The organism is Streptomyces sp. NPDC041784 (genome assembly GCF_055591025.1).
In genome coordinates this window covers 639849-666421 of sequence record NZ_JBVJAB010000002.1, presented here as the reverse complement: position 1 = coordinate 666421, position 26573 = coordinate 639849, and the positions used below count along the sequence as shown (strand labels likewise).

Annotated in this window: 24 protein-coding genes; 15 read left to right on the top strand and 9 right to left on the bottom strand. The window is 70.1% G+C overall.

Annotation, left to right across the window (positions count from 1 at the left end):
• The first annotated feature begins 23 nt into the window (after positions 1–23).
• Positions 24–707, top strand: a complete 684-nt coding sequence (locus ACZ6D7_RS06705) for a pirin family protein (protein ID WP_469484578.1) — start codon at positions 24–26, stop codon at positions 705–707.
• Here the strand turns inward: ACZ6D7_RS06705 and ACZ6D7_RS06700 are convergent.
• The gene (locus ACZ6D7_RS06700) at positions 704–1555 is read right to left on the bottom strand and encodes a serine hydrolase domain-containing protein (protein ID WP_469484438.1); all 852 of its coding nucleotides are present in this window, start codon (positions 1553–1555) and stop codon (positions 704–706) included. The genes ACZ6D7_RS06705 and ACZ6D7_RS06700 overlap by 4 nt on opposite strands.
• Before the next feature lie 19 nt (positions 1556–1574).
• The gene (locus tag ACZ6D7_RS06695; protein WP_469484435.1) at positions 1575–1715 is read right to left on the bottom strand and encodes a hypothetical protein; all 141 of its coding nucleotides are present in this window, start codon (positions 1713–1715) and stop codon (positions 1575–1577) included.
• Between the two features lie 58 nt (positions 1716–1773).
• On the opposite strand from ACZ6D7_RS06695, the gene ACZ6D7_RS06690 reads away from it, so the two are divergent.
• Both ACZ6D7_RS06690 and ACZ6D7_RS06685 read left to right on the top strand, forming a co-directional pair.
• The gene (locus tag ACZ6D7_RS06690; protein WP_469484432.1) at positions 1774–2271 is read left to right on the top strand and encodes a MerR family transcriptional regulator; all 498 of its coding nucleotides are present in this window, start codon (positions 1774–1776) and stop codon (positions 2269–2271) included.
• The gene (locus tag ACZ6D7_RS06685) at positions 2268–3284 is read left to right on the top strand and encodes an aldo/keto reductase (protein WP_469484429.1); all 1017 of its coding nucleotides are present in this window, start codon (positions 2268–2270) and stop codon (positions 3282–3284) included. Before ACZ6D7_RS06690 ends, ACZ6D7_RS06685 begins: the two co-directional genes overlap by 4 nt.
• On the opposite strand, the gene ACZ6D7_RS06680 is transcribed toward ACZ6D7_RS06685, so the two are convergent.
• The 3 genes from ACZ6D7_RS06680 to ACZ6D7_RS06670 form a co-directional block, all read right to left on the bottom strand.
• The gene (locus tag ACZ6D7_RS06680; protein ID WP_469484575.1) at positions 3285–4145 is read right to left on the bottom strand and encodes a DUF4429 domain-containing protein; all 861 of its coding nucleotides are present in this window, start codon (positions 4143–4145) and stop codon (positions 3285–3287) included.
• A gap of 57 nt (positions 4146–4202) precedes the next feature.
• Complete coding sequence (locus ACZ6D7_RS06675) at positions 4203–5420, bottom strand: alpha/beta hydrolase (RefSeq protein WP_469484426.1); 1218 nt, start codon at positions 5418–5420, stop codon at positions 4203–4205.
• A 116-nt stretch (positions 5421–5536) separates the two neighbouring features.
• On the bottom strand, positions 5537–6184 hold the full coding sequence (locus ACZ6D7_RS06670; protein WP_469484423.1) for a TetR family transcriptional regulator: 648 nt from the start codon (positions 6182–6184) through the stop codon (positions 5537–5539).
• Positions 6185–6307: 123 nt separating this feature from the next.
• Here ACZ6D7_RS06670 and ACZ6D7_RS06665 point away from each other — a divergent pair, with 123 nt between their 5' ends.
• A complete protein-coding gene (locus ACZ6D7_RS06665) occupies positions 6308–7927 on the top strand; it encodes an MFS transporter (protein WP_469484421.1) in 1620 nt (539 codons plus the stop codon).
• A 297-nt stretch (positions 7928–8224) separates the two neighbouring features.
• On the opposite strand, the gene ACZ6D7_RS06660 is transcribed toward ACZ6D7_RS06665, so the two are convergent.
• Together ACZ6D7_RS06660 and aceE are read right to left on the bottom strand one after the other, a co-directional pair.
• Positions 8225–8962: a potassium channel family protein gene (locus ACZ6D7_RS06660; RefSeq protein WP_469484418.1), complete on the bottom strand. Its 738-nt coding sequence runs from the start codon at positions 8960–8962 to the stop codon at positions 8225–8227.
• Positions 8963–9043: 81 nt separating this feature from the next.
• Entirely contained in the window at positions 9044–11776 is a 2733-nt protein-coding gene (gene aceE / locus ACZ6D7_RS06655; RefSeq protein WP_469484415.1) for a pyruvate dehydrogenase (acetyl-transferring), homodimeric type, read from the bottom strand.
• Positions 11777–12117: 341 nt separating this feature from the next.
• Here aceE and ACZ6D7_RS06650 point away from each other — a divergent pair, with 341 nt between their 5' ends.
• From ACZ6D7_RS06650 to ACZ6D7_RS06625, 6 genes are all read left to right on the top strand, one after another.
• Positions 12118–12555 (top strand): DUF3052 domain-containing protein, encoded by a 438-nt coding sequence (locus ACZ6D7_RS06650; RefSeq protein WP_469484412.1) that lies wholly within the window; start codon positions 12118–12120, stop codon positions 12553–12555.
• 145 nt (positions 12556–12700) lie between these two features.
• Positions 12701–13159, top strand: coding sequence for a peroxiredoxin (locus tag ACZ6D7_RS06645; protein ID WP_469484409.1), 459 nt, complete (start codon positions 12701–12703; stop codon positions 13157–13159).
• A 203-nt stretch (positions 13160–13362) separates the two neighbouring features.
• Positions 13363–13938 (top strand): calcium homeostasis/redox stress adaptation protein, encoded by a 576-nt coding sequence (locus ACZ6D7_RS06640; RefSeq protein WP_469484407.1) that lies wholly within the window; start codon positions 13363–13365, stop codon positions 13936–13938.
• A 130-nt stretch (positions 13939–14068) separates the two neighbouring features.
• Positions 14069–14644 carry a TerD family protein gene (locus tag ACZ6D7_RS06635; protein WP_469484405.1) on the top strand — a complete coding sequence of 192 codons (576 nt, stop codon included), beginning with the start codon at positions 14069–14071 and terminating at the stop codon, positions 14642–14644.
• A gap of 76 nt (positions 14645–14720) precedes the next feature.
• Positions 14721–15869 (top strand): DUF475 domain-containing protein, encoded by a 1149-nt coding sequence (locus ACZ6D7_RS06630; protein WP_469484402.1) that lies wholly within the window; start codon positions 14721–14723, stop codon positions 15867–15869.
• Positions 15870–15975: 106 nt separating this feature from the next.
• Positions 15976–16713: a TerD family protein gene (locus ACZ6D7_RS06625; protein ID WP_469484400.1), complete on the top strand. Its 738-nt coding sequence runs from the start codon at positions 15976–15978 to the stop codon at positions 16711–16713.
• 58 nt (positions 16714–16771) lie between these two features.
• Here the strand turns inward: ACZ6D7_RS06625 and ACZ6D7_RS06620 are convergent, their stop codons facing one another.
• Entirely contained in the window at positions 16772–17521 is a 750-nt protein-coding gene (locus ACZ6D7_RS06620; RefSeq protein ID WP_469484398.1) for a TerD family protein, read from the bottom strand.
• A gap of 176 nt (positions 17522–17697) precedes the next feature.
• Between ACZ6D7_RS06620 and ACZ6D7_RS06615 the strand changes: the two genes are divergently transcribed.
• Genes ACZ6D7_RS06615 through ACZ6D7_RS06605 form a run of 3 tightly spaced genes read left to right on the top strand, consistent with a single transcriptional unit; the run spans position 17698 to position 22181 of the window.
• Entirely contained in the window at positions 17698–18864 is a 1167-nt protein-coding gene (locus tag ACZ6D7_RS06615; RefSeq protein ID WP_469484396.1) for an HpcH/HpaI aldolase/citrate lyase family protein, read from the top strand.
• A 24-nt stretch (positions 18865–18888) separates the two neighbouring features.
• On the top strand, positions 18889–21369 hold the full coding sequence (locus ACZ6D7_RS06610) for a phosphoribosyltransferase (protein WP_469484393.1): 2481 nt from the start codon (positions 18889–18891) through the stop codon (positions 21367–21369).
• Positions 21369–22181, top strand: a complete 813-nt coding sequence (locus ACZ6D7_RS06605; protein WP_469484390.1) for an HAD family hydrolase — start codon at positions 21369–21371, stop codon at positions 22179–22181. Before ACZ6D7_RS06610 ends, ACZ6D7_RS06605 begins: the two co-directional genes overlap by 1 nt.
• Positions 22182–22252: 71 nt before the next feature.
• Here the strand turns inward: ACZ6D7_RS06605 and ACZ6D7_RS06600 are convergent, their stop codons facing one another.
• Positions 22253–22471 (bottom strand): FmdB family zinc ribbon protein, encoded by a 219-nt coding sequence (locus tag ACZ6D7_RS06600; RefSeq protein WP_469484388.1) that lies wholly within the window; start codon positions 22469–22471, stop codon positions 22253–22255.
• Between the two features lie 288 nt (positions 22472–22759).
• Between ACZ6D7_RS06600 and ACZ6D7_RS06595 the strand changes: the two genes are divergently transcribed.
• On the top strand, positions 22760–25006 hold the full coding sequence (locus ACZ6D7_RS06595; protein ID WP_469484385.1) for a transglycosylase domain-containing protein: 2247 nt from the start codon (positions 22760–22762) through the stop codon (positions 25004–25006).
• Positions 25007–25053: 47 nt separating this feature from the next.
• Entirely contained in the window at positions 25054–26337 is a 1284-nt protein-coding gene (locus tag ACZ6D7_RS06590; protein ID WP_469484383.1) for a polysaccharide deacetylase family protein, read from the top strand.
• The last annotated feature ends 236 nt before the right edge of the window (positions 26338–26573 follow it).

Here is a 26573-nt window from a genome sequence, read left to right as displayed (position 1 = left end):
GCGGGTCTACCGTGGGGTCCGTGATGGACGTACGCCGCGCCGACGCGCGCTTTCCCGGCGGGGACCCGGCGGCCGGCATCGAGACCCGGCACGCGTTCTCCTTCGGCTCCCACTACGACCCCGACAATCTCCGGTTCGGGGCGCTGATCGCCTGCAACGAGGAGCGCCTCGCCCCCGGGGCCGGTTTCGACGAGCACCCCCACAGCCACACGGAGATCGTGACGTGGGTGGTGGAGGGCGAGCTGACCCACCGCGACTCGCGCGGCCACGGGACGACCGTCCGCGCCGGGGACGTGCAGCGCCTGAGCGCGGCGGCCGGCGTCCGGCACGTCGAGCGCAACGACGGCCCGGCCCCGCTGACCTTCGTCCAGATGTGGCTGGCCCCGCTGGACCCCGGCGGCGACCCGTCCTACGAGATCGTCCGGGGCATCGCGGACCCCACCCCGTACGCGGTCCCCGAGGCCGGCGCGATGCTCCACGTCCGGCGGCTGGCGGCGGGCGAGCGCACCGCGGTGCCGGACGCGCCGTACGTCTACGTCCATGTCGTGCGCGGTGCGGCACGGCTGGACGGCGTGGAGCTGGGCCCCGGCGACGCGGCCCGGATCACCGACGCGAAGGACCTGGCGGCGGTCGGAGTGAGCGAGACCGAGCTGCTCGTCTGGGAGATGGGCCAGGACCGGGCCGGCACCGGGCCGGGACCGGGCTAGGGCAGGTCGCCGAGTTCTGCGCGCACGGCGTCCGTGAAGGGCGGCCACGCCTCGACCGCCCACGGGCCGAACGCCCGGTCCGTCAGGGCCACGCAGGCCGCGCCTGTGCCGTTCCCGACCGCCCGCCCCGCGTCCGGGTCGATCCACAGGAACGTACCGGACTGCCCGAAGTGCCCGAAGGTGCGCGGCGAGGAGGACGCGCCGGTCCAGTGCGGGGACTTGGCGTCGCGGATCTCGAAGCCGAGACCCCAGTCGTTGGGGTTCTGGTGGCCGTAGCCCGGCAGCACGCCCTTGGTGCCCGGGTACTGCACGGTCATCGCCGCCGCGACCGTGCGCGGGTCCAGCAGCCGGGGTGCCTGCACCTCCGCCGCGAACCGCAGCAGGTCCGTCACGGTCGACACCCCGTCCTTCGCCGGGGACCCCTCCAGCGAGGTGTCCGCCATGCCCAGCGGCTCCAGCACCGCCTGGCGCAGGTACTCGGCGAAGGGGATGTCGGTGGCCTTCGCGAGGTGGTCGGCGAGCTGCTCGAACCCGGCGTTGGAGTACAGCCGCCGTTCGCCGGGCGCGGCCGTCACCCGGTGCTCGTCGAAGGCCAGTCCCGAGGTGTGCGCGAGCAGATGACGGACCGTCGCCCCGGGCGGCCCGGCCGGTTCGTCCAGTTCGACCGCGCCCTCCTCGTACGCGACGAGCGCGGCGTACGCGGCGAGCGGCTTGGTGACCGAGGCCAGCGGGAAGCGCCGCCCGACGGGGCCGTGCGTGCCCAGGACCGTTCCGTCGGCCCGTACGACACCCGCCGCGGCGGTGGGAACCGGCCAGTTCTCGATCAGCGCCAAGCTCTTCAACGACATGCCGTCGAGCCTAAGGGGCTCACAGGGACAGCCGCATCGAGGGGTCCGGCTCGCGGACGAGGCCCAGCGACGCGTACCGGGGCTCGGCCTCGGCGGACGTGTTGAGGTCGACCGGACTCGTGCCCGGCACGGTAACCGTCGTGATCAGGTCGCGTCCCATGGTTTTCTTACCGATTCCGCTTGCTTGGAGCGCACTCCAAGGCCATAGCGTGGAAGTCATGACGGTGTTGCAGACCACGCCCGTGACCACCGAGCAGACCACCACCCCCGCAGACGTCTGCTCCGCGCCACCACCGCGGCACCCCCGCCCCGACGGGCGGGACAGCTACACGATCAGCGAGGTCGTCGCGTTCACCGGCCTGACCGCCCACACCCTGCGCTGGTACGAGCGGATCGGGCTGATGTCCCACATCGACCGCTCGCACACCGGTCAGCGCCGCTACAGCAACCGCGACCTCGACTGGCTCGATCTCGTCGGCAAGCTGCGGCTGACCGGTATGCCGGTCGCCGACATGGTGCGGTACGCCGAGCTGGTGCGCGAGGGCGACAGCACGTACGGCGAGCGCTTCGAGCTGCTCGAGGCGACCCGGCGGGACGTCAAGGCCAGGATCGCCGAACTCCAGGACACGCTCGCCGTGCTCGACCGCAAGATCATGTTCTACTCGGACGCCACCCGCGCCCAGGCCTACGAAGCGGAGAGGACCACCGCCCGATGACCAGCCCCACCCTCCAGACCGCCCCGCTCGGCGACAACGGCCCCGAGGTGGGCGTCCAGGGCCTCGGCTGCATGGGCATGAGCTTTGCCTACGGCCCCTCCGACGCCGACGCGTCCCGGGCCACCCTGGAGCGCGCCCTGGAGCTGGGCGTCACCCTGTACGACACGGCCGACGCGTACGGCGCCGGCGAGAACGAGCGCTTCCTCTCCCCCTTCTTCCGTGCGCACCGCGACGAGGTCGTCATCGCCACCAAGTTCGCCCTGGCGATCCCGCCGGACGACCCGACCCGGCGGATCATCCGCAACGACGCGCCCTACATCCGGCAGGCCGTCGAGGCGAGCCTCACGCGCCTGGACGTCGACGTCGTCGACCTCTACTACATGCACCGGCGCGATCCGGCCGTGCCGATCGAGGAGAGCGTCGGCACGATGGCCGAGCTGGTCCGCGAGGGCAAGGTGAAGCACCTGGGCCTGAGCGAGGTGACGGCCGCCGAGCTGCGCGCCGCGCACGCGGTCCACCCCATCGCCGCCGTGCAGTCGGAGTGGTCGCTGTTCAGCCGGGACATCGAGGCGAAGGTGGTGCCGGCGGCCCGGGAGCTGGGCGTCACGCTCGTCCCGTACTCCCCGCTGGGCCGGGGCTTCCTCACCGGTTCCTTCGCCGACGCCGACCAGGACCTCACCGCCGACGACTACCGCCGCACCCAGCCCCGCTACACCGGCGAGAACGCCGCCGCGAACGCGGCCCTGTTGGACCCGATCCGGGCGGTGGCCGAGGCCCGTGGCGCGTCCCTGGGCCAGATCGCCCTGGCCTGGGTCCACCAGCGGGCCGCGGTGCACGGCCTCCCGGTGATCCCGATCCCGGGCACTCGGAAGCCGGGACGCGTGGAGGAGAACACGGGCGCGGTGGCGATGGAGCTGACCGAGGGGGAGCTGGCGGCGCTGGAGCCGATCGCGGCGAAGGTCGCGGGCACCCGCTACGCGGACATGACGTTCACCTCCGCCGGCCGCGAGTAGCTACAGCTCCGACAGCAGCTCCGCCTTCTTCACGGAGAACTCCTCGTCGGTGACCAGCCCGGCCCGGTGCAGTTCCCCGAGGTGCCGGATCCGTTCGGCGATGTCGGCGGGATCACGACGTGTGCCCGTGCCCGTGGCCGTGACCGCGGCCACGGGCCCCCGCGTGCGCACGGCAGCGAGGACGGCCGCGGCGAACGGCAGCGACTCGTGCACCGACCCGTACCCCAGCCCGAAGACGACCGTCGCCGGGTCCTGGTCGGCCTCGGCCGGCCGGTCCTCCCCGCGCACCAGCCGCAGATGTCCCTCGAACACCTCCGGCGACCGCCACTCCACACCGTTCAGCTCGGACACGGCGAAGCTCTGGTCGCCGGCCTTCCACTTCGCCGACGACGCTCCCGTCCAGAACCAGCGGAACCGCACGGTCCGCCCGTCGAAGGACGCCTTCGCGTCGTACGCCTTGAAGGACAGGGGCGCCTCCGGGGCCGGCACCAGGAAGCGTTCCGCCGGACCGGGGTCGGCGGTCAGCCGGGCGCGCAGCTCGTCGGCGTAGTACTCGGCGAGGACCTCCCGCTCGGCCGGCAGCACCAGCCGGTACGGGTCGCACCCGTCCTTCAGCTGTCCGGCCGCCACCTCCATGAGGGGATCGGCCCCGGGCCGTGGCTCGGCGCGCAGGACGACCGTCCCGCGCCGCCCCGGGGTGAGCGTCACCCCGGCCAGAGCCGTCAGCGGAATCCTTCGTTCACCCAGCGCGGCCAGCAGCTTGGGTGTGCGCATCCCCCGTTCGTAGCGGATGAGGACGGAGTCGGACTCGAACTCCCAGGCGGCATGAAATCCGGCCAGTACGTCACCCATGCGGCTCATCGTATGCGGGACACGCATCTACGTCCCCTCCCTGCGCGCGCCGCAATTCCTGCGTCTCTACGCGCGTCCGGCCGTCGTCGTGTCGGACAAACCCACCCGGCAGGTGTTCTCGTCCTCGGCGCACCGCACCGAGCGGTACGCGCCAGTGCCGATGTCGGCGAGGTTGCGCAGGCTGTCCGTGCCGGGCACGAAGTAGCCGCCGTGGCCCTTCGCGTCCTTGGAGGACAGAACCCGCGCGCCGAACGCGTCCGCCATCGGGTCCTCGCCGTGCCCGAGGCCGCCGACCTCGAGGTGCGGCACGTCCTGCACCCAGTCGTCGGCGTCCCGCATCGCCCAGACCTGGGCACCGGTGCCCAGCTGGGCGGCGTTCTCCACGCGCATGCCGGGGCTGCCGGCGACGGCTATGTCGGCCACCCGCTCCGGCATCCCGCGCGCGGCGACCCCGCACACCACGGAGCCGTAGCTGTGGCAGAACATCGAGACCGCCGAGGTGCCCGGCAGGGCGTGGAGCATGGCGTTCAGCCGTACGGCGCCGTTCTCGGCGCGCATCGCGGTCGCGGAGTCGATGCCGAGGCCGTCGGGGGAGGTGTAGTCCGCCCAGGCGATCACGGCCGTCCGGGTGGCGGGGCTCGCCTCCCGCTCGGCGTCGTACAGGGCCTGGGCCATGCCGACGGGGGCCGAGTACCTGCGGTTGGTGCGCTGGAAGGTGAGCAGGTCGGTGTCGACACCGGGGACGACCACGGAGACCCGCTCGGCCCCGTCGAGGTCGCCGAAGACCTCGGCGGCCCGGCCCGCGCCGTCCGGGTCGAAGGCCAGGATCTGCCGGTCGGCGGCGCGCATCGCCTCGTAGCGGTTCATGCGGCGGCCGGCCTCCTGCTGCCCGCTGGGCGAGAGTCGTTCGTCGTGCGTCCGTCTGGCCTCGACCCGGATCTGCCGGCCGAGCGCGATGCGGTTGGCCTGGTAGCGCAGCTCGACGGGCGCGCCGTTCATGTTGCCGACCGCGAGCGCGTAGTCGTGCGCGAGGTCGGTGCGCTGGGGGGCGGTCAGCGAGGCGAAGAAGCGGGTGAGCCGGGTGGGCTCGGCCTTCGGGTCCGGCAGTGCGCGACCGCCGATCCGGCCGCTCTCCCATGCGGAGAGCGAGGCTTGGAGGGCGGTGGGCTCCCGCTGCTGCCGCAGGGCGGTCCAGCCGGTGGTCGCCAGCATCACGAACACCACGGCCAGGGCGAGCAGTGCGCGCCAGACGCCGAGTTGTGGGGAGGTGTCGAAGGAAGTCACTGGGAGGACACACTAGGAGAACGGGAGTGTCTCGGGTTAATTAAGTGACGGGGATCACGTTTCGTCGGGCGTGGTGACGGACATAAACCCCTTCAGGTCTCCGCCGCGGACGCCGGTCAGGCCGTCCGCCAGTCTCCGAGCAGGGCCGGTCCCACCTGGTCCAGGTAGCGGGACGTGAGCGCGTGGATCCCCGCCAGGCTGAACTCCTCCTCCAGCAGCCACTGCCGTTCCGTCACCCGCATGACCCCGCTGAAGACCGCCACCGCCAGTCGCGGCCGCGGATCGGCGTCCAGGTCGAGCCCCTCGCGCTCCGCGATCACCCCGGCGACCGTCTCCTCGGTCTCGGTCGCGCGCCGCAGATGCGCGGCGAGCAGGACCGGCGTCGACTCGATCACCCGGTACATCCGCAGATACAGCTCCACGGGGACGACGGACTCGACGATCTCGTTGATCGAGTGCCAGCCGCTCAGCACGGCCTGGCGCAGCGCCTCCATCGGGGGCTCGTGCGGCGGGCGCACGCGGAGCGCCTCGACGAAGTGCGCCACGGTCAGCTCCTCCAGGGCGAGCGCGGCCTCCTCCTTGCCGGCGAAGTAGCGGAAGAAGGTGCGCTGCGAGACGTCGACGGCGGCGGCGATCTCGTCGACGGTGGTGCGCTCGTACCCCTGGGAGACGAACAGTTCCACGGCTGCCCGCAGCAGTGCGTCCCGGGTGCGCCGTTTCTTGCGCTCGCGCAGTCCCGGCCGGGGCGGTGACGCCGTGTCCATGGGCACTCTCACTCTCTCTTTCCACTCTTTCCCGCATCTTTTCGGCCAGAACCGAATGTCGTGACAGTTACCGACTAGTGAACTGGTTTGTCAATTGTCAGTCGCTGTCACTAGCCTCGGAGCATGACTAGTCAGACCACCATCGACACGCCCGGGCCGGGGGGCAAGGCGCCGGGAACCCCGTCGGGTCAGCCGCCCGCCACGGGGCTGCGGGGTCATCCGTGGTTCACCCTCATCACCGTCGCCGTCGGCGTCATGATGGTGGCCCTCGACGGCACCATCGTGGCCATCGCCAACCCGGCCATCGCGGACGACCTGGGCGCCACCTTCGCCGAGGTCCAGTGGATCACCAACGCCTACTTCCTCGCCCTCGCGGTCTCCCTGATCACCGCGGGCAAGCTCGGCGACCGCTTCGGTCACCGCCAGACCTTCCTGATAGGGGTGGTCGGCTTCGCCGCCGCCTCCGGTGCGATCGGGCTCAGCGACAGCATCGCGCTGGTCGTCACCTTCCGGGTCTTCCAGGGGCTGTTCGGCGCGCTGCTGATGCCGGCCGCGCTCGGCCTGCTGCGGGCCACCTTCCCGGCCGAGAAGCTCAACATGGCCATCGGTATCTGGGGCATGGTCATCGGCGCCTCCACCGCGGGCGGCCCGATCCTCGGCGGTGTCCTCGTCGAGCACGTCAACTGGCAGTCGGTGTTCTTCATCAACGTGCCGGTCGGTGTCCTCGCGCTCGCCCTGGGCGCGCTGATCCTGCTCGACCACCGCGCCGAGAACGCGCCGCGCTCCTTCGACCTGCTCGGCATCGGCCTGCTCTCGGGCGCGATGTTCTGCCTGGTCTGGGCCCTCATCAAGGCCCCGACCTGGGGCTGGGGCGACGGCAAGACCTGGGCGTTCATCCTCGGGTCCGTGCTGCTCTTCGCGGGCTTCGCGTTCTGGGAGACCAAGGTCAAGGAGCCGCTGATCCCGCTCGGACTGTTCCGGTCCGTGGCGCTGTCGGCGGGTGTGGTCCTGATGGTCCTGATGGCCATCGCCTTCATGGGCGGCCTGTTCTTCGTGACGTTCTACCTCCAGAACGTGCACGGCATGAGCCCGATCGACGCCGGTCTGCACCTCCTGCCGCTCACCGGCATGATGATCGTCGGCTCGCCGCTCGCCGGCCTGGCGATCACCAAGCTCGGCCCGCGCATCCCGCTGGCCGGCGGCATGGCGGCCACCGCGATCGCCATGTACGGCATGTCCACGCTGGAGAAGGACACCGGCAGCGGCATCATGTCCGTCTGGTTCGCCCTGCTGGGCCTCGGCCTCGCGCCGGTCATGGTCGGCGCCACCGAGGTCATCGTCGGCAACGCGCCGATCGAGCTGTCCGGTGTGGCCGGCGGTCTCCAGCAGGCCGCCATGCAGATCGGCGGCAGCCTCGGCACGGCGGTCCTGGGCGCCGTGATGGCCTCCAAGGTGGACAGCGACCTGGCGTCCAACTGGACCTCAGCGGGGCTGCCCGAACTCACCCCCGCCCAGCTGGACCAGGCCTCCGAGGCGGTCCAGGTCGGCGTGGCGCCGGTGGCGCAGGGCACGCCGGCGGAGATCGCCGCGAAGATCACCGACGTGGCGCACGACACGTTCATCTCCGGCATGAGCCTGGCGTCGCTGGTCGCGGCCGGGGTCGCGGTGGTGGCGGTGTTCGTCGCGCTCCTGACCAAGCGGGGCGAGAACGCGGAGGCGGGCGCGGGAGTGGGCCACATCTGAGCCCGTTCGGCCCGCCCCGGAGGCGAGGGAACCTGACGCCGCGTCAACGAATTTCCCCTATCAGGGTGACAACGCTAAAGGTCCCTCGCCTCCGGCACGCGCCACACGTCACAGTTAGTCAAGCCCTCCGGATGGCAGGGCGGCCAGGGCCGCGGGGGGGGGGGGGGGGGGGGGGGGGGGGGGGGGGGGGGGGGGTGGTGGGGGGGGGGGGTGGGGGGGGGGGGGGGGGGGGGGGGGGGGGGGGACCCCCCCCCCCCCAGGCCCCGCCACAGCGGGCCCTCTTCCACCGACGGCCGGTCACGACTTGACGGGACGGTCCTGCAGCGCCGCGACCTCCGCCCGCAGCGCCCGTACCTCTTCCGTCAGAGCGCGGATCGCCTCCGTCTGGGCGCGCTCCTCCACATCGTCCTTCTCGAAGCGCTCGATGAACCACGCCGCGATGTTCGCGGTCACCACACCCAGCAGCGCGATGCCGGACAGCATGAGCCCGACCGCGATCACCCGGCCCAGACCCGTGGTCGGCGCGTGGTCCCCGTAGCCGACCGTCGTCATCGTCGTGAACGACCACCACAAGGCGTCACCCAGCGTGCGGATGTTCCCGTCGGGTGACTCCCGCTCCACCGACAGCACCGCGAGCGACCCGAACATCAGCAGCCCGACGACGGCCCCGGCCACGTACGTCGTGACCCGGATCTGCGAGGCCATCCGGGCCCGCTGCCCCACGAGCAGCAGCGTCGACACCAGCCGCAGCAGCTTCAGCGGCTGGATCAGCGGCAGCAGGACCGCGCACAGGTCCATCCAGTGCGTACGGACGAACTCCCGCCGGTCAGCCGCCAGCCCCAGCCGCACCACGTAGTCCATGGCGAACGCCCCCCACACCACCCACTCGACCGCCGCGCACACCGCGGTCAGCGACCGGCCGGCCGAGGTGTCCACGATCGGTACGGCGTAGGCGACGGCGAACACCACCGCGAGAGTGAGGAGAGGCCGTTGCGTCCGCTGTTCCCACCGGGCCTGTGCCGTTCCTTGTTGCATGGTCGCATCGTAAAGAAGGAGTGAAGGGCGGTGGAGCCACAAGGCCCCACCGCCCTTCACCCGCTCAAGGAGAGCGCCGCGTCACGCGTCGCCGCCCGCCGCCCCGGGGTCCGCCGCCGCGACGTCCAGCAGCTGGTAGCGGTCGATGGCCTGCTTCAGCAGCGACCGGTCGACCTTGCCCTCCCGCGCCAGCTCGGTCAGCACGCCCACCACCACCGACTGCGCGTCGATGTGGAAGAAGCGCCGTGCCGCGCCCCGGGTGTCCGCGAAGCCGAAGCCGTCCGCGCCCAGCGACTGGTACGTGCCCGGCACCCACCGCGCGATCTGGTCCGGCACCGACCGCATCCAGTCCGACACCGCCACGAACGGCCCCTCGGCCCCGCTCAGCTTGCGCGTCACGTACGGCACCCGCTGCTCCTCCTCCGGGTGCAGCAGGTTGTGCCGCTCGGCGTCGACGGCCTCGCGGCGCAGCTCGTTCCAGGAGGTCGCGGACCAGACGTCGGCCCGTACGTTCCACTCCTCGGCGAGGATCCGCTGCGCCTCGAGCGCCCAGGGGACGGCCACGCCGGACGCGATGATCTGCGCCGGGATGGACCCCGAGGTGCCCTCGCTGAAGCGGTGGATGCCCTTGAGGATGCCCTCGACGTCCACGTTCGCGGGCTCGGCCGGGTGCTGGATCGGCTCGTTGTAGACGGTGAGGTAGTAGAAGACGTCCTCGCTGTCCGGCCCGTACATCCGGCGCAGACCGTCCTGCACGATGTGCGCGATCTCGAAGCCGAACGCCGGGTCGTACGCCACACAGCCCGGGTTCGTCGAGGCGAGCAGCTGGGAGTGGCCGTCCGCGTGCTGGAGCCCCTCACCGGTCAGGGTCGTACGGCCGGCGGTCGCGCCCAGGACGAAACCGCGCGCCAGCTGGTCGGACATCTGCCAGAACTGGTCGCCGGTGCGCTGGAAACCGAACATCGAGTAGAAGACATAGACGGGGATCAGCGGCTCGCCGTGCGTGGCGTACGCCGAACCCGCCGCGATCAGGGACGCCGTGCAGCCGGCCTCGCTGATGCCGTCGTGCAGCATCTGGCCCGTCGGCGACTCCTTGTACGCCAGCAGCAGGTCCCGGTCCACGGCCTCGTACTGCTGGCCCAGCGGGTTGTAGATCTTCGCGCTCGGGAAGAAGGAGTCCATGCCGAACGTGCGGTACTCGTCCGGCGCGATCAGCACGAACCGCTTGCCCAGCTCCTTGTCCCGCATGAGGTCCTTGAGCAGCCGGACAAAGGCCATGGTCGTCGCGATGGACTGCTGGCCCGAGCCCTTCTTCACAGTCGCGTACGTCTTGTCGTCCGGCAGCGCGAGCGGCTGGGAGCGCACGACGCGCGTCGGGACGTAACCGCCCAAACCCTTGCGCCGGTCGTGCATGTACTGGAGCTCCTCCGAGTCCCGCCCCGGGTGGTAGTACGGCGGCAGGCCGGACTCCAGCTCCCTGTCGGAGATCGGCAGGTGGAGGCGGTCGCGGAAGCCCTTGAGGTCGGCGACCGTCAGCTTCTTCATCTGGTGCGTGGCGTTGCGGCCCTCGAAGTTCGGGCCCAGGGTCCAGCCCTTGACCGTCTTGGCCAGGATGACCGTCGGCTGGCCGGTGTGCTCCACGGCCGCCTTGAACGCCGCGTAGATCTTCTTGTGGTCGTGACCACCGCGCCCCAGGTGCAGGATCTGGTCGTCGGTCATGCCCGCGACCATCGCGCGCAGCCGCTGGTCGTCCCCGAAGAAGTGGTCGCGGATGTACGCGCCGGACTCGGTGGCGTACGTCTGGAACTGGCCGTCCGGCGTGGTGTTCATCTTGTTGACCAGGATGCCGTCGCGGTCCTGCGCGAGCAGCGGGTCCCAGGTCCGGTCCCAGATCAGCTTGATCACGTTCCAGCCGGCGCCCCGGAAGACCGACTCCAGCTCCTGGATGACCTTGCCGTTGCCGCGCACCGGGCCGTCGAGCCGCTGGAGGTTGCAGTTGACCACGAAGGTCAGGTTGTCCAGGCCCTCACGGGCGGCGATGGTCAGCTGGCCCAGCGACTCGGGCTCGTCCATCTCGCCGTCGCCGAGGAACGCCCACACGTGCGACTTCGAGGTGTCGGCGATCTCGCGCGCGTGCATGTAGCGGTTCATCCGCGCCTGGTAGATCGCGCCGATCGGCCCGAGGCCCATCGACACCGTCGGGAACTCCCAGAAGTCCGGCATCAACCGCGGATGCGGGTACGAGGACAGTCCGTACGGCGCTTTCGACTTCTCCTGGCGGAACGCGTCCAGGTTCTGTTCACTCAGCCGGTCCAGCAGGAACGCGCGCGCGTAGATGCCCGGGGAGGCGTGCCCCTGGAAGAAGACCTGGTCGCCGCCGTCGCCCTCGTCCTTGCCGCGGAAGAAGTGGTTGAAGCCCACGTCGTAGAGGGACGCGGAGGACGCGAAGGTGGCGATGTGGCCGCCGACACCGATGCCGGGCCGCTGGGCCCTGGACACCATGACGGCCGCGTTCCAGCGGGTCGCGTTGAGGATCCGGCGCTCGATCTCCTCGTTGCCCGGGAAGAACGGCTCGGCCCTGGTGGGGATGGTGTTGACGTAGTCCGTGCTGCGCATCTCGGGCACGGCCACGCGCTTCTCGCGGGCCCGCTCGATCAGGCGCAGCATGAGATAGCGGGCCCGCTCCCGGCCGCGTTCGTCGATCGCGGCGTCGAGGGAGTCGAGCCACTCCTGGGTTTCCTCGGGATCGAAGTCAGGAACCTGACTCGGAAGGCCGCCAATGATGATCGGGTTGCGATCGGATCCGGAAGCCACGCTGTTCCCTACTCTCGCTGTTCACCAGTATCTGCACCGCCACCATCGTGTACCTCGGGGACGGAAACGTCATCTCTACCCCGAGGTAACCAGTACCCGTTCGAATCTCGTACCCTTGGATGGTTCTCAAATACGCAAACAGGGCAGATAGGTGTGGTGTGTGTCACCATCCATCCCGATCTCGTGCCTGGAGTTGCGTCGACACGGCCAGGATCGTCACCGTTTCGGCGGTCTGAACCGCCGGGTACTTGCGCGATCCGTCCCGCCCGTGTGGACTACGGCCAATGCTTCGCGCACGCGCGTGGCTGAGTTATTCCCAAGACATGATCAGGAGGCAACCCGTGAGCGCGACCGCGGACCACGCGGAGGAGCGGACGAGCCCTGCCGTCAGGCTGGGGTTCCAGCCCGAGCAGGTGGTCCAGGAGATCGGCTACGACGACGACGTCGATCAGGAGCTCCGCGAGTCCATCGAGGAAGTCATCGGCAGCGACCTGGTGGACGAGGAGTACGACGACGTGGCCGACGCCGTCGTGCTGTGGTTCCGCGACGATGACGGCGACCTGACGGATGCGCTGGTGGACGCCACCACGTACATCGAAGAAGGCGGCTCGATCCTCCTCCTCACGCCGAAGACCGGCCGGGACGGATACGTGGAACCGAGCGACATCTCGGAAGCCGCGACCACGGCAGGTCTGTCGGCGAGCAAGAGCGTCAGTGTGGGCAAGGACTGGAGCGGCAGCCGGCTGGTGACGCCCAAGGCCGCCAAGTCCAAGAAGTGACGCCCGAGGCCGCCACGTCCGACAAGTGACGTGACCGCACCGGCGTACGGGCCGGGCCGCTTGGCTCGGCCCGTCCGCCGGTTCCCGGGGATCGCTGCGTAGGGTGGTGTCACCCAGACAGCCCCACCGAAGGGACATCCCCGCGATGGCGATCCAGGTCGGCGACAAGGCCCCCGACTTCGAGCTCAAGGACAACCACGGCCGGGCCGTGCGGCTCTCCGACTTCCGGGGCAGCAAGAACGTCGTCCTGCTCTTCTACCCCTTCGCCTTCACCGGCGTGTGCACCGGAGAGCTGTGCGAGGTGCGCGACAACCTGCCGAAGTTCTCCGACCGCGACACCCAGGTGCTCGCCGTCTCCAACGACTCCATCCACACCCTGCGCGTCTTCGCCGAGCAGGAGGGCCTGGAGTACCCGCTGCTCAGCGACTTCTGGCCGCACGGCGAGGTCTCCCGCGCGTACGGCGTCTTCGCCGAGGACAAGGGCTGCGCGGTGCGCGGCACCTTCGTCATCGACAAGGAGGGCCTGGTGCGCTGGACCGTCCTCAACGCCCTCCCCGACGCCCGTGACCTCGGCGACTACGTCACGGCACTCGACGCGCTCTGACCCCTTTCGTTCCCCGGATCCGGGGACGGCGGCCCCCGGCACATGCCCGGGACGCCCCGGGGATGCCCCAGGATTTGCCGACACCTGTGATTCTTCGGCTCCAGGGCCTGCGAGGGGCGGGAACCCGTAACTAGGATCGACACGTTGATCCGATATCCAACGCACTACGGGGCGTCCCGCCCCTGGACACCAATGGAGGACTCGTGGGAGTCAGCCTCAGCAAGGGCGGCAACGTATCGCTGACCAAGGAGGCCCCCGGCCTCACCGCGGTCATCGTCGGTCTGGGGTGGGACATCCGCACCACGACCGGCACCGACTTCGACCTGGACGCGAGCGCGCTGCTGCTGAACAACTCCGGCAAGGTCGGCAGCGACGCCAACTTCGTGTTCTTCAACAACCTCAAGAGCCCCGACGGCTCCGTCGAGCACACCGGTGACAACCTCACGGGTGAGGGCGAGGGCGACGACGAGCAGATCAAGATCAACCTGGCCGGTGTCCCGGCCGACATCGAGAAGATCGTCTTCCCGGTCTCGATCTACGACGCCGAGAACCGCCAGCAGTCCTTCGGCCAGGTCCGCAACGCGTTCATCCGCGTGGTGAACCAGGCCGGCGGCACCGAGATCGCCCGCTACGACCTGAGCGAGGACGCCTCGACGGAGACCGCCATGGTCTTCGGCGAGCTGTACCGCCACGGCGCGGAGTGGAAGTTCCGCGCCATCGGCCAGGGCTACGCGTCGGGCCTGCGCGGCATCGCCCAGGACTTCGGCGTCAACGTCTGACACCCGGCGCTCTCACACGCCCGGCGCCGTTCCGTTTGCGCACGGCGCCGGGCGCGCAGGACAAGGGAGAAGTCGTGCGACGCGGGGCGCAGGACATCGGGAAGTACCGTCTCGGGGAGGGACCAGCATCATGGGCGTCACGCTCGCCAAGGGAGGCAATGTCTCCCTGTCCAAGGCCGCGCCGAACCTCACTCAGGTGATGGTCGGGCTCGGCTGGGACGCGCGCTCCACCACCGGAGCCCCCTTCGACCTCGACGCCAGCGCGCTGCTGTGCACCGGCGGCCGGGTCCTCGGGGACGAGTGGTTCGTCTTCTACAACCAGCTCAAGAGCCCGGACGGCTCGGTGGAGCACACCGGTGACAACCTCACCGGCGAGGGCGACGGCGACGACGAGTCGCTCATCGTCGACCTCCCCAAGGTGCCCACCCACTGCGACAAGATCGTCTTCCCGGTCTCCATCCACATGGCCGACGAGCGCGGCCAGACCTTCGGCCAGGTCTCCAACGCGTTCATCCGCGTCGTCAACCAGGCCGACGGCCAGGAACTCGCCCGCTACGACCTGAGCGAGGACGCCAGCACCGAGACGGCGATGATCTTCGGCGAGCTCTACCGGTACCAGGGCGAATGGAAGTTCCGCGCTGTGGGCCAGGGGTACGCGTCAGGGCTCCGGGGCATCGCTCTAGACTTCGGAGTCAATGTTTCGTAAAGCCGAGTACGGCGCGGGGGAGTCCCGCCCTCGGACCTTCGTCCGGGGGGACCCCGAACACAGGATTGGGTAGCCAGTGGTTCTGAAAACCTTCGGCTGGTCGTTCGCGGTCACCGCGCTCGGCCTGGTCGCAGCGGTCTTCTACGGGGGGTGGGAGGCCTTCGGCATCGTGGCGATCCTCTCCGTCCTCGAGATCTCGCTGTCCTTCGACAACGCGGTGGTCAACGCCGGAATCCTGAAGAAGATGAGTGCCTTCTGGCAGAAGATCTTCCTCACCATCGGTGTGCTCATCGCGGTCTTCGGTATGCGGCTGGTCTTCCCCGTCGTGATCGTCGCGATCAGCGCCAAGATCGGGCCGATCGACGCGGTCGACCTCGCGCTCAACGACAAGGACCAGTACCAGGAACTGGTGACCGACGCCCACCCGTCGATCGCCGCCTTCGGTGGCATGTTCCTGCTCATGATCTTCCTCGACTTCATCTTCGAGGACCGTGACATCAAGTGGCTCGGCTGGCTGGAGCGCCCGCTCGCCAAGCTCGGCAAGGTCGACATGCTGTCGGTCTGCATCGCCCTGATCGTCCTGATGATCACCTCGATGACCTTCGCGACCCACGCCCACCAGCACGGCGGCACCCACGTCGACAAGGCGCAGACGGTCCTCATCTCCGGCGTCGCCGGCCTGATCACCTACATGATCGTCGGCGGACTCTCCGGTTACTTCGAGGGCAAACTCGAGGAAGAGGAGGAACGCGAGCACGAGGAGGAGGAAGAGGCCAGGCGGACCGGCAAGAAGAAGCCGGCCATCGTCCTCGTCGGCCAGGCCGCGTTCTTCATGTTCCTCTACCTCGAGGTACTGGACGCTTCCTTCTCCTTCGACGGTGTGATCGGCGCCTTCGCCATCACCAACGACATCGTCCTGATGGCGCTGGGCCTCGGCATCGGCGCGATGTACGTCCGGTCGCTCACGGTCTACCTGGTCCGCCAGGGCACCCTCGACGACTACGTCTACCTGGAGCACGGCGCCCACTACGCGATCGGCGCCCTCGCCGTGCTCCTGCTCGTCACCATCCAGTACGAGATCCACGAGGTCATCACCGGTCTCGTCGGCGTCATCCTGATCGCCTGGTCCTTCTGGTCCTCCGTGCGCCGCAACCGCGCGCTGGCGGCCGCGGAGGGAAAAGCCCACGGCTCGGACGAGAAGACTGAGGTCTCGTCCGGGGTGTGATCACCTTCGCGGTGAGGAACGCTCTTGTGCGGGGCGGTCGTCGAGGAGATGTCCTCCGCGGCCGCCCCGCCGGTCTATTCAGTGGCAGCCGACGTGGGGGGCGGGAATGGGTTTCTTCGACGGGCTCTTGGGCAGCCGCACGGCCGACTTCGACTCCGGCAGCGCGGCCAGCAACGCGATCGAACTGACCAAACGGCATCATCAGGTCTCCCTCACCAAGCAGGGCGCGGCCACCGGAAACCTGCGGGTCAACCTGACCTGGCGGATGCGGACGTCCGACATCGGCGGACCGCAGCGGGAGAGCCTGCTGCGCCACCCCTTCAAGGCGCTGCGGCCCCCGGAGGTGCTGGGCCACAGCCAGAGCATGGTCAACGTCGACCTCGACCTCGGCTGTCTGTACGAGCTGGCCGACGGGACCAAGGGCGTCGTCCAGCCGCTGGGCGGGCTGCTCGGGGACGTGAACGCCGCGCCGTACGTCAAGCTCAGCGGCGACGACCGGTTCGGCTCGGCGTCCGGCGAGACGATGTACGTCAACCTCGACCACCGGGACGACATCAAGCGGCTGCTGGTCTTCGTCTACATCTACGACCAGACGCCGGCGTTCGACCGTACGCACGCGATCGTGACGCTGTACCCGAGCAACGGGCCGCGGATCGAGATAGGCCTCGACGAGCGGCACCCCCAGGCGCGCTCGTGTGCGGTCGTGATGATCGAGAACGTGAAGGGCGAGCTGATCGTGCGCCGGGAGGTGCGGTTCGTCTACGGGTTCCAGGGGGAGCTGGACCGGCTGTACGGATGGGGACTGCAGTGGGGGCGGGGCTACAAGACGAAGGTCGAGAAGTAGCCCCGCGGCGTCCCGGCGGCCCGTACCGCCCGGCCGGCTGCCCGGCCGACCGCCCCGCCTACCGCCCGATGAACTGCGGCCCCTGCGGCGGCATCCGGAAGGGGCCGTCCGGATAGCCGTAGCCGTGCGTCGGCAGGTTGGGCGGGTAGCCGTACGCCGGCTGCTGGGGCACGGCCGACGTCGGCTGTTCCGGCGGCAGGGGCTGGGAGAGGCTCGGGGTCGGCGGGAGCGGGGCCGGGGTGGGGTCCGAGGAGGCCGCCGCCTCCTCCGATTCGTCCACCGAGATGCCGAAGTCCGTCGCCAGGCCCTTGAGACCGTTGGAGTAGCCCTCGCCGAGCGCGCGGAACTTCCAGCCCTCGCCCCGGCGGTACAGTTCGCCGCAGATCAGGGCGGTCTCCTCGCCGGTCTCCGGGCGGATGTCGAAGGTCGCCAGCGGCTCGCCGTCGGTGGCCGCGTCGTACAGCAGGATGGTGAGGGCGCGTACGCGGTCGAAGGTGACGCCGTCCGCCGAAGCGACCAGGAGAATCTGACTGACGCCGGGCTCGACACCGGTCAGATCTGTCTGGATGGTGTCGGTGAGGCCCTCGGCGACCCGCTTCTTGCCGAGCCGCCAGACCTTCCCGGAAGGGTGCCGGGGCTGGTTGTAGAAGACGAAGTCCTCGTCGGAGCGCACACGACCGTCGGGGCCGAGGAGCAGTGCCGAGGCGTCGACGTCCGGGACCCCCTGCCCGGGTGTCCAGCGCAGCACGGCGCGCACCGTGGTGGACTTGAGCGGGACGTTGGACCCCTTCAGCATCGCGTGCGTCATGCGGTCATCCTGCCCTCTCGGTCCTGATCACGACAACGCGGGGGTACGGCACCCCCACACAGGCGAGTTACCTGAAATTCATGCCCGGGGGGAACCCCCGACATGGACTTCTACGTACTATTACCGGCCACCTCTTTCTCAATCCACAGTCTTACCGTGCGTCACGGGGGAGATTTATGCGTCATTTCGGGCACCTCACCCCTGAGGTGCGGCAGCGACTGTTCTTCCGCGAGCCGTGCGTGTTCGACACGGACTCCCCCGCCCGGCTGCTCGCCGCTGCCCTGGGCGCCACGCTCTACAGCCCCGCGACCAGGCCCCGGCTGGCCGACGACATCGTCAAGCAGACCGGACGCGGCGTGATCTCCATGGTGCTGTGCCTGGAGGACTCCATCGGCGACGACGACGTGGTGGCGGGCGAGGAGAACCTCGTCCGGCAGTTCGCCGACCTCGCGAGCCGTACGGACGTGGAGCGGCCGCTGCTGTTCATCCGCGTGCGCACGCCCGAGCAGATCCCCGACCTGGTCCGCCGCCTCGGCCCGCACACGGAGCTGCTGAGCGGGTTCGTGTTCCCGAAGTTCACCGAGGAGCGCGGCATCCCGTTCCTGGAGGCCCTCGCGATCGCCGAGAGCGCGAGCGGGCGCCGGCTGTTCGGCATGCCCGTCCTGGAGACGCCCGAGCTGATGTACCGGGAGTCCCGGGTGGACGCCCTGGAGGGCATCGCCCGGGCCGTGGACAAGTACCGGGGCCGGGTGCTCGCGCTGCGCCTCGGCGTCACCGACTTCTGCTCCTCCTACGGCCTGCGCCGGGCGCCCGACATGACGGCGTACGACGTCCAGATCGTCGCCTCCGTGATCGCCGACGTGGTGAACATGCTGGGCCGCGCCGACGGCACCGGGTTCACGGTGACCGGCCCGGTGTGGGAGTACTTCCGGGTTCCCGAGCGCATGTTCAAGCCGATGCTGCGGCACAGTCCCTTCCTGGAGGGGCAGGCCGTGGAGCTGCGCGAGAGACTGATCGAGCACGCGATGGACGGGCTGCTGCGCGAGATCTCCCTCGACCACGCCAACGGCCTGCTGGGCAAGACCTGCATCCATCCCTCGCACGTACCGGCCGTGCACGCGCTGTCCGTCGTCAGTCACGAGGAGTACAGCGACGCGGTGGACATCCTGCGGCCGGAACGCGGCGGTGGGGGTGTTCTCAGGTCGCAGTACACGAACAAGATGAACGAGGTGAAGCCGCACCGCGCGTGGGCCGAGCGGACCATGCTGCGGGCGGAGGTCTTCGGCGTGGCCAACGAGGACGTCAGCTTCGTCGACCTGCTTGCGGCCGGCATTCCCGGCTGAACACACCTCACGATCTAGGGACGCATGAGAAACGCAGTGAACAACGGGGTCTGGTCCGGGACCTGGGTCGCCGAGCGACTCGGACTGGAACTGGTGGGCGACGACGCGCTGAAGGGCATGCTGGGGCTGGCCCTGCGCCGCAACCCCAAGCGGGCGCACCTGCTGGTCTCCCACGTGCTGGGCAAGCACGTCCCGCAGTCCCCGTCCGTGGTCTACGGCCACGGCTTCGCCCTCGGCCGCCGGGTGCGGGAGCTGCTCGGCCCCGAGCGGGCGGCCGAGGCGGTCGTCCTGGGGTACGCGGAGACGGCCACCGGCCTCGGCCACTCCGTCGCCGACGGCCTGGGCACCGCCCCCTATCTGCACTCCACCCGCCGTCCGGTCGCCGGCGTCGCACAGGCGGGCGGCTTCGAGGAGTCCCACTCCCACGCCACCTCCCATCTGCTGCTGCCGGAGGACCCGGCGCTGCTGGTCGGTGACGGCCCGCTGGTCCTCGTCGACGACGAGTTCTCCACCGGCAACACCGTCCTGAACACCATCCGTGACCTGCACGAGCGCTATCCGCGCCGGCGGTACGTGGTGGTCGCCCTGGTCGACATGCGCTCCGCGGCCGACGCCGGACGCCTGGACGACTTCGCCCGGGAGATCGGCGCCCGGGTCGACCTGGTCGCGGCCGCCGCCGGGACCGTACGGCTGCCGGAGGGGGTGCTGGAGAAGGGGCAGGAGCTGGTCGGCCGGTACGAGCGGACGGAGGTGGCCGCGCCCCGGTCGTCCCGCGGCCGCGTCGAGCGGGTCGACCTCGGCTGGCCGCACGGCCTCCCTGACGGCGGCCGCCACGGCTTCACCCCCGCACACCGCGACCGCCTGGACGCCGCGCTGCCCGCGATGGCCGCCCGCCTGGCGGAGGCCATACCCGAGGACGCCACGCGCGTCCTCATACTCGGCTTCGAGGAGCTGATGTACGCGCCGCTGCGGCTCGCCCGGGAGCTGGAGCAGCTGGTGGGCGCCGAGATCCGCTACTCCACGACCACCCGCTCGCCCGTCCTCGCGGTCGACGACCCCGGCTACGCGATCCGCAGCCGAATCGTCTTCCCGGCGCACGACGACCCGGCCGACGGACCCGGCGAGCGCTATGCCTACAACGTCGCCGGCGCGGGTTTCGACGCCGTCGTCGCCGTCGTGGACTCCACGGCCGACACCGGGGCGCTGCACGCCCCCGACGGCCTGCTGTCCCAGCTCGCCGCGCACACCCCGCACGTGGTCCTCGCGGTCGTGCCGTCGTACGTCCCCGAGCCGCTGTACGTACCCGAAAGGCCCGCCATGCTGCCCGAGCCCCTCCGCGGCCCCGCCTTCTCCTCGTACGCGCCCGAGGAGGTCGGCTGGCTGCTCCAGGACCTCTCGGACGTGACGCTGGAGGCGCCGACCGAGGAGCGGGAGGAGGCCATCCAGAGCGGCGGCGCGCACTACGCCGAGTCGCTGCCGGTGGAGTACCAGCCCAGCGAGCACTACCAGGAGCTGTTCCACGCGGCCCTGGAGACCTCGGCGGCACGCATCGCGCAGGCCGTCGGCGTCGTGACCGAGACGGTGATCGCCGAACTCCCCCTGCGCCGAAAGCGCGGGGGGACCCCCACCCCGCGCCCCGTGCTCGTCTCGCTGGCCCGCGCCGGTACCCCGGTCGGGGTGCTGATGCGCCGCTGGGCGCAGTTCCGGCACGGCGTGGACCTGCCGCACTACGCCGTGTCGATCGTGCGCGGCCGGGGCATCGACGCCAACGCGCTGCGCTGGCTGGCCGCCCACCACGACCCGCGCGACGTCGTCTTCGTCGACGGTTGGACCGGCAAGGGCGCCATCACCCGGGAGCTGGCCGCGGCGATCGAGGAGTTCGAGGCGGCGGGCGGTGCGGCCGGGTTCGACGCGGAGATCGCGGTGCTGGCCGACCCGGGCTCGTGCGTGCGGACGTACGGCACCCGGGAGGACTTCCTGATCCCCTCCGCGTGCCTCAACTCGACCGTCTCGGGGCTGATATCGCGGACCGTGCTCCGCGCCGACCTGGTCGGGCCGGACGACTTCCACGGCGCGAAGTTCTACCGCGAGCTGGCTGGCGCGGATGTCTCCGTGGCCTTCCTGGACGCCGTCTCCGCCCGCTTCGGCGAGGTCGCGGACGCCGTGGACGGCGCGGTGAAGGAGCTGCTCGCCGCCGACCGCACGCCGACCTGGGAGGGCTGGGCGGCCGTCGAGCGGATCAGCAAGGAGTACGGCATCCACGACGTGAACCTGGTCAAGCCCGGCGTCGGCGAGACCACCCGGGTGCTGCTGCGGCGGGTGCCCTGGAAGATCCTGGCGCGGGCCGGGGCGGGCGCCGACCTGGACCACGTACGGCTGCTCGCGCGGCAGCGAGGCGTTCCGGTGGAGGAGGTCGGCGATCTGCCGTACACCTGTGTCGGGCTGATCCATCCCCAGTACACGCGCGGGGCGACCGGCGCCGACGGCAAGGCGGTGGCGGTCTGATGCCGGTACTGGTGGCGAGCGACCTCGACCGTACGCTCATCTATTCGGCCGGCGCGCTGGCGCTGACCATGCCGGACGCGCGGGCGCCCCGGCTGCTCTGCGTCGAGGTGCACGAGAGCCGTCCGCTGTCGTTCATGACGGAGACGGCGGCCGGGCTGCTGACCGACCTCGGGGACGCGGCGGTGTTCGTGCCGACGACCACCCGCACCCGCAAGCAGTACCTGCGGATCAATCTCCCCGGACCCGCCCCGACGTACGCGATCTGCGCGAACGGCGGGCACATCCTGGTCGACGGGGTCTCCGACCCGGACTGGCACGCGGGCGTGAGCGCGCGGCTGGCCGAGGAGTGCGCGCCGCTCGAGGAGGTCCGGGAGCACCTGGAGCGGACCGCCGACCCGCTGTGGCTGCGCAAGCACCGGATCGCCGAGGACCTCTTCGCCTACCTCGTGGTGGAGCGCGAGCTGCTGCCGGAGGAGTGGGTGAAGGAGCTGGCGGCCTGGGCGGAGAACCGGGGCTGGACGGTGTCGCTCCAGGGCCGCAAGATCTACGCCGTGCCGAAGCCGCTCACCAAGGGCGCGGCCGTGCGCGAGGTGGCCCGGCGCACCGGCGCCGTGCTGACGCTGGCCGCCGGTGACTCCCTCCTCGACGCCGACCTGCTGCTCGCGGGCGACCTCGGCTGGCGGCCGGGCCACGGCGAGCTGGCCGACACCGAGTTCACCGCTCCCGGCCTGACCGCCCTGCCCGAGCGGGGCGTCCTGGCGGGGGAACGGATCCTGCGGGAGTTCCTGAGGACGTCCCGGGCACCCCGGTAGGGCTTGTGGGGCTGCTGGGCCGTAGGGTCGTAGGGCTTGTCGGGCCTGTCCGGTGGACAGGCCCGACAGTCTCAGGAGCAGCAGCCTCCGCCGCAGCAGCCGCCTCCGCCTCCGCCGCCCGACCGGGGCGCGGGGGCGGACGCCGTGCCGCCCACGGCGACGGTTGAGAGCAGTTTCACAGTGTCCGCATGGCCTGCCGGGCAGTCGGCGGGGGCGGCCGAATCCGCCATGGGACGGCTCAGTTCGAAAGTGTCGCCGCAGGTCCGGCAGCGGTACTCGTAGCGAGGCATGGCCATAGGCTAATGCCCCTACACCCGGACAGGTCTCCCATAGTTTCGACTGTGTTCACTTCTGTCGATTTCTTATGTGGAGAATTTGCGAAGAGCGCTGGTAATTTGAGGGTGCCGCGATGAACCGCGAGGTCGGGGGGATTCAGGGTTTGCAGCCGCGTCCACGGCAACCATGTCAGACCCTCGTACGTCTGTACGTCTGCCTGTGCGAGCAATACGAAGTGCGGAGGGAGACGCGTAGTGACTCAGGGGGGGCGGGGGGAGGAGCCCCAGGAGCCGGACGCCACCATGCAGCTGAAGGTGCCTGCCTCTTTTCGGGCGGACGAGACCATGCAGTTGCGCGTGTCGGATATACCAGACATACCCGAAAATCGGGAAAAGGCATCCCGGTCGGACGAGTCGCAGAAGTCGGGAAATTCCGACGCGTCGGAGAAAGCGGCCCGATCGGGAAATCGACGTAAGGCACCCCGCGCCTCCCTCCTCGTCCGGCTCTCCGCCGCCCTCGGCCCCCGGCTGGCCCCGCTCCTCGTGGTCCTGGCCCCCTACGCGGCCCGGCTCGCCCCGTACGCCCGCAAACTGCGCCCGCTCTATCCGCGCCCGGGCCACACCGGCTGGCGGCGCTGGATACCCTCCTGGCGGCAGTGCCTGGGGGGCTTCTTCGCGTCCATGGGCCTGACGAGCATGTTCCTCGTGGTCGCCTACGCGGCCACCGACATCCCGGACAACCTCAACACGTACGCCACCCAGCAGGACAACGTGTACTTCTGGGCCGACGGGACGCCCATGGCCCGTACCGGCTGGGTGCAGCGGCAGGCGATGCCGCTCAAGGACATCCCCGAGGACGTCCGCTGGGCGGTCCTCGCGGCCGAGAACGCGAGCTTCTACAGCGACCCCGGCATCTCGCTCAAGGGCATCAGCCGCGCCCTGTTCCGCACCCTCGGCCAGGGCGACACCCAGGGTGGCTCCACGATCACCCAGCAGTACGTCAAGAACGTCTACCTGAACCAGAACCAGACGCTCAGCCGCAAGTTCACCGAGGCGATGATCTCCCTCAAGCTGGACAACCAGATGAGCAAGGACGACATCCTCGAGGGCTACCTCAACACCAGCTGGTTCGGCCGCGGCACCTACGGCATCCAGCGCGCCGCCCAGGCCTACTACGGCAAGGACGTCAGCGAGCTGAACGCCAGCGAGGCCGCGTTCCTCGCCTCGCTCCTCAAGGGCGCGGGCCTCTACGACCCGACCCTCAGCTCCGCCAACCGCGCCCGCGCCACCGAGCGCTGGACCTGGACCCTGGACCGGATGGTCGAGATCGGCAAGTTGTCCAAGGCCGAGCGCGCCTCGTACAAGAAGTTCCCCGAGCCGCTGAAGAGCAACCCGCTCTACGACACCGGTGAGCAGAGCGACTACCTGGTCGAGCTCGCCTCCCAGTACGCCAAGAAATCGGCCGGCATCTCCGACAAGGACTTCGACCTCGGCGGCTACCAGATCTACACGACCTTCGACAAGACGCGCGAGGACCAGCTCACCGAGGCCGTCACCAAGGCCCGCGAGAAGGCGCTCAAGGACGACCCGAAGAAGGCGAAGACCGCCCACTACGGCGCCGCCTCGGTGGACACCGACGGACGGATCCTGGCCGTCTACGGCGGCCCCGACCACCGTACGCAGGGCTACAACGAGTCCAACGCCACCACCGTCCCGGCCGGGACCGCCTTCACGCCCTTCGTGTACGCGGCCGGGCTGGAGAACGGCGTCCACAAGACCCGCGACGGGGACACCACGCCCGTCACCGGGGAGTCGCTCTACAACGGTGACAACAAGGTGCCGGTGACCACCCCCGAGGGCCCCTACTGGGACCGCAGCGGCAAGAAGGTCGCCGCCGAGAACGACGGGGAGCGGTCCTACGGGCAGATCTCCCTGCACCGGGCCATGGAGCTGTCGGTGAACACGCCGTTCATGCAGCTCGGCATGGACACCGGACTGGACGTGGTACGCAAGACCGCGGAGGACTCCGGCTTCCTGTCCTCCAGCATCGGCGCCCAGGTGCCCGCGCTGTCCCTGGGCAGCTCCACGCCCAGCGCGATCCGGATGGCGAGCGGCTACTCCACCTTCGCCGCGGACGGCAAGCACACCGAGCCGTACTCGGTACGGAAGATCACCAAGAACGGCACCAAGGTCGTCCTGGACACCCCCGCGGCCCGGCGCGCGGTCGGCGCGGACGTGGCCCGGGAGGTCAGCTCCGCGCTCGCCGACAACTTCCGCGCCTCCCACCCGTCCGACGTGCCCGCCGGACAGCAGACGGCAGGGCAGTCCGGGGCCGACTCGGCCGAAGTGGCCGGAAAGGTCGGGACCACCCCCAACGACACGGCAGCCTGGTACGTGGGTACCGCCAAGGCCGTGTCCACGGCGGTCGTCGTCTACCGCATCGACCTCACCAAGAGTCTTGAACCGCTTCCACTGGAGGGCATCGCCGGCCCGACCGACGACAGCGTCCCGTACGGCATCTGGTCAGGTGCCATGAGCCCGCTCGGCTGACCGACGAGCAGGCCCCGTGTCCCCAACTTCCGGAGAATGAGCAGCACATGAAGTCACCGTCGGGCCGCCGCCGCAAGGCCCCGGCACAACGCCGCCCCGCGGCCGCGCACCCCGGGTTCCTGACCCTGGCGGCGCTCCTCGTCGTCGCCTCCCTGGTGGGCGGCTACCTGGTGCTCAACCGCACGGCCAACACCGCGCCGACCGCGTCCTCGGGGGAGAGCAAGAAGGACTCGGCGAAGGCCAGCAAGGAGCCGGAGTGGGACGGCAAGACCCACGTCCTGGGGGACGGCTCCACCTCGTACACGGGGCCGCAGACGGACCAGCTGAAGCCGGTGCCGCTCAAGCCCGGTGAGAAGCCTCCCCAGTTCGTGGTCTTCTCCTGGGACGGCGCCCTGAGCGGCGACGACGAGCTCTTCGCGCACTACCGGGACATGGCCAAGCAGTACAACGCCCACATGACCTTCTTCCTCACGGGCATCTACCTGCTGCCCAAGAGCAAGAAGGACCTGTACTCCCCGCCGATGCACTCCAAGGGCGCGGCGGCGATCAGCTTCCCCACCGACGAGCACATCCGCACCACGCTGGAGCAGCTCGGCAAGGCGTGGGAGGAGGGCAACGAGATAGGCACCCACTTCAACGGGCACTTCTGCGGCGCCAAGGGCGGCGGCGAGTGGAGCGTCGAGCAGTGGAAGAGCGAGATCGACCAGTTCTTCTCCATCACCGAGAACTGGAAGACCAACACCGGCTACACGGACCTGGACCCGCTGCCCTTCGACTTCAAGAAGGAGGTCACCGGCGGCCGGGCGCCCTGCCTGGAGGGCCAGGAGAACCTGCTGAAGGCCGCCAAGAGCTACGGCTGGCGCTACGACGCCTCCTCCGCGGGCGACTTCCAGATCTGGCCGACGAAGAAGAACGGCCTCTGGGACTTCCCGCTCCAGGGGCTCCCGTACGACGGCGGCGACATCCAGGCCCTGTCCATGGACTTCAACTTCCTCTACAACCAGACCGGCGGCTCGACCGAGGGCGACCCCGCCAAGTACCCCGAGTGGCAGCAGGCGACCATCGACGCCTACATGGCGGGCTTCAACCGCGTCTACTACGGCAGCCGGGCCCCGCTGTTCATCGGCAACCACTTCGAGCAGTGGAACGGCGGCATCTACATGAACGCCGTCGACCACGTCATCGAGAACGTGTGCACCAAGAAGGACGTCAAGTGCGTGTCCTTCAAGGAACTGGCCGACTGGATGGACGTCCAGACGCCCGCCACGCTGGAGCGGCTGCGCACCCTGGACCCGGCGCAGAACCCGGACTGGTCGACCGTCGTGAAGTGACGGCCGCCGTCCGAAGCGAGTGCGGTCGACCGTCCGAAGCGAGTGCGGTCGACCGCTCGGAGGGACGTGCGGTCGACCGCCTGGAGTGACGTGCGGACCGTCCGAAGTGCCGTACGGGGGCCGGGCGGTGGCCGACGGGCGAACGTGCGATGGCCCGTGGAGCGGGCGTTGGCGTAACCAAACCTCAACCGCATCCCCCTTCACAGGAGCTGCACAAGGCGTGCGAAGATGCCGTA

Excerpts from the sequence above, each read along its gene's own strand:
- ACZ6D7_RS06705 (WP_469484578.1), top strand. The coding sequence starts at position 24 with ATGGACGTACGCCGCGCCGACGCGCGCTTTCCCGGCGGGGACCCGGCG.
- ACZ6D7_RS06700 (WP_469484438.1), bottom strand. The coding sequence starts at position 1,555 with ATGTCGTTGAAGAGCTTGGCGCTGATCGAGAACTGGCCGGTTCCCACC.
- ACZ6D7_RS06695 (WP_469484435.1), bottom strand. The coding sequence starts at position 1,715 with ATGGGACGCGACCTGATCACGACGGTTACCGTGCCGGGCACGAGTCCG.
- ACZ6D7_RS06690 (WP_469484432.1), top strand. The coding sequence starts at position 1,774 with ATGACGGTGTTGCAGACCACGCCCGTGACCACCGAGCAGACCACCACC.
- ACZ6D7_RS06685 (WP_469484429.1), top strand. The coding sequence starts at position 2,268 with ATGACCAGCCCCACCCTCCAGACCGCCCCGCTCGGCGACAACGGCCCC.
- ACZ6D7_RS06680 (WP_469484575.1), bottom strand. The coding sequence starts at position 4,145 with ATGAGCCGCATGGGTGACGTACTGGCCGGATTTCATGCCGCCTGGGAG.
- ACZ6D7_RS06670 (WP_469484423.1), bottom strand. The coding sequence starts at position 6,184 with ATGGACACGGCGTCACCGCCCCGGCCGGGACTGCGCGAGCGCAAGAAA.
- ACZ6D7_RS06665 (WP_469484421.1), top strand. The coding sequence starts at position 6,308 with ATGACTAGTCAGACCACCATCGACACGCCCGGGCCGGGGGGCAAGGCG.
- ACZ6D7_RS06660 (WP_469484418.1), bottom strand. The coding sequence starts at position 8,962 with ATGCAACAAGGAACGGCACAGGCCCGGTGGGAACAGCGGACGCAACGG.
- ACZ6D7_RS06645 (WP_469484409.1), top strand. The coding sequence starts at position 12,701 with ATGGCGATCCAGGTCGGCGACAAGGCCCCCGACTTCGAGCTCAAGGAC.
- ACZ6D7_RS06635 (WP_469484405.1), top strand. The coding sequence starts at position 14,069 with ATGGGCGTCACGCTCGCCAAGGGAGGCAATGTCTCCCTGTCCAAGGCC.
- ACZ6D7_RS06625 (WP_469484400.1), top strand. The coding sequence starts at position 15,976 with ATGGGTTTCTTCGACGGGCTCTTGGGCAGCCGCACGGCCGACTTCGAC.
- ACZ6D7_RS06620 (WP_469484398.1), bottom strand. The coding sequence starts at position 17,521 with ATGACGCACGCGATGCTGAAGGGGTCCAACGTCCCGCTCAAGTCCACC.
- ACZ6D7_RS06615 (WP_469484396.1), top strand. The coding sequence starts at position 17,698 with ATGCGTCATTTCGGGCACCTCACCCCTGAGGTGCGGCAGCGACTGTTC.
- ACZ6D7_RS06610 (WP_469484393.1), top strand. The coding sequence starts at position 18,889 with ATGAGAAACGCAGTGAACAACGGGGTCTGGTCCGGGACCTGGGTCGCC.
- ACZ6D7_RS06605 (WP_469484390.1), top strand. The coding sequence starts at position 21,369 with ATGCCGGTACTGGTGGCGAGCGACCTCGACCGTACGCTCATCTATTCG.
- ACZ6D7_RS06600 (WP_469484388.1), bottom strand. The coding sequence starts at position 22,471 with ATGCCTCGCTACGAGTACCGCTGCCGGACCTGCGGCGACACTTTCGAA.
- ACZ6D7_RS06595 (WP_469484385.1), top strand. The coding sequence starts at position 22,760 with ATGCAGCTGAAGGTGCCTGCCTCTTTTCGGGCGGACGAGACCATGCAG.
- ACZ6D7_RS06590 (WP_469484383.1), top strand. The coding sequence starts at position 25,054 with ATGAAGTCACCGTCGGGCCGCCGCCGCAAGGCCCCGGCACAACGCCGC.